This window comes from Streptomyces sp. YS-3 (genome assembly GCF_045257485.1).
Lineage (GTDB): Bacteria > Actinomycetota > Actinomycetes > Streptomycetales > Streptomycetaceae > Streptomyces.
The window spans coordinates 1-1,642 of sequence record NZ_JBJHPC010000941.1 but is presented as its reverse complement, the minus strand read 5'-3'; the positions used below and the strand labels follow the sequence as shown (position 1 = coordinate 1,642).

The following is a 1,642-nucleotide window of genomic DNA, read 5'->3' as shown; positions in this document are numbered from 1 at the left end:
CCCGTACAGCAGCCGCCGCAGGCCTCCCCGCCACCGAGACCCCAGGGGTCCCAGGCCCCGCACGCATCCCACTCCGCGCCCATGGCCCAGGAGCCGCCGCCGGTGCGCCCGGAGGACGACGTCCCCGAGGACGACGACCCGGATCTGGTGGACAACGCGCTGTCCGGCCACGACCTCATCGTCCGCGAGCTCGGCGCCACGGTGGTGGAGGAATATACGAACGAGTAGCGGTCCGGGGTTCGGCGACCCGTACGAGGGAGAATCCGCCACGGAGGCTAGGCTGGCTGCCGTGAAGGTCCTTGTCATCGGCGGCGGCGCCCGCGAGCACGCCCTGTGCCGTTCCCTGTCCCTCGACCCCGACGTGACGGCGCTGCACTGCGCCCCCGGCAACGCCGGGATCGCGGAGGTCGCCGAGCTCCACCCCGTGGACCAGCTGGACGGCGAGGCGGTCGCCCGCCTCGCGGCCTCGCTCCACGCCGACCTGGTCGTCGTCGGCCCGGAGGCGCCGCTGGTCGCCGGCGTCGCCGACGCCGTACGGGCGGTGGGCGTCCCCTGCTTCGGCCCCTCGCGCGAGGCCGCGCTGCTGGAGGGCTCGAAGGCGTTCGCGAAGGACGTCATGGCCGCCGCCGGTGTGCCGACCGCCCGCAGCTATGTGTGCACCACCCCGGCCGAGATCGACGAGGCGCTGGACGCGTTCGGCGCCCCGTACGTCGTCAAGGACGACGGCCTGGCGGCCGGCAAGGGCGTCGTCGTCACCGACGACGTCGAGGTGGCCCGGGCGCACGCGCTCGTCTGCGACCGGGTCGTCATCGAGGAGTTCCTCGACGGCCCCGAGGTCTCGCTCTTCGCGATCACGGACGGCGTCACCGTGCTGCCGCTCCAGCCCGCGCAGGACTTCAAGCGCGCGCTCGACGGCGACGAGGGCCCCAACACCGGTGGCATGGGCGCGTACTCGCCGCTGCCCTGGGCCGACCCCAAGCTCGTGGACGAGGTCATGGCGAGCGTGCTCCAGCCGACCGTCGACGAACTGCGCCGCCGCGGCACACCGTTCTCCGGTCTGCTGTACGCGGGCCTCGCGATCACCTCGCGCGGGGTGCGCGTGATCGAGTTCAACGCCCGCTTCGGCGACCCCGAGACGCAGGTCGTGCTCGCCCGGCTGAAGACGCCGCTCGCGGGTGTACTGCTGCACTCCGCCAACGGGACGCTGGACGCGCAGCCGCCGCTGGCCTGGCGCGACGACGCCGCCGTCACGGTCGTCGTGGCCTCGCACAACTACCCCGGTACGCCCCGGACGGGCGACCCGATCGAGGGCCTGGACCAGGTCGCGGAGGTGGACGCGCCCCACGCGTACGTCCTGCACGCCGGAACGCGGCGCGAGGGCGACGCGGTGGTGAGCGCGGGCGGACGGGTTCTCTCCGTCACCGCCACCGGAGCGGACCTGACGCAGGCCCGGGAGCGGGCGTACGCGGCGGTCGGGCGCATCCGGCTGGACGGATCGCAGCACCGTACGGACATCGCCCGGAAGGCGGCCGGGGCGCGGGCGTGACGCGCTGACCGCCCCTGTCCCGGTCCGGGGCGCGGCCCCCGCCGGGGTCGCGCCCCGGACCTTTTCGTCGGTGGATCCCGCCGCCGGGCCGCCTTC

At 74.8% G+C, this 1,642-nt stretch carries 2 protein-coding genes; both read left to right on the top strand.

The genetic code is table 11. The features are described from left to right. The first annotated feature begins 81 nt into the window (after window positions 1-81). A complete protein-coding gene (locus ACJA3G_RS36520; protein ID WP_406557316.1) occupies window positions 82-228 on the top strand; it encodes a hypothetical protein in 147 nt (48 codons plus the stop codon). Between the two features lie 61 nt (window positions 229-289). After that, window positions 290-1,546, top strand: coding sequence for a phosphoribosylamine--glycine ligase (purD, locus tag ACJA3G_RS36515; protein WP_406557315.1), 1,257 nt, complete (start codon window positions 290-292; stop codon window positions 1,544-1,546). Window positions 1,547-1,642: the final 96 nt, after the last annotated feature.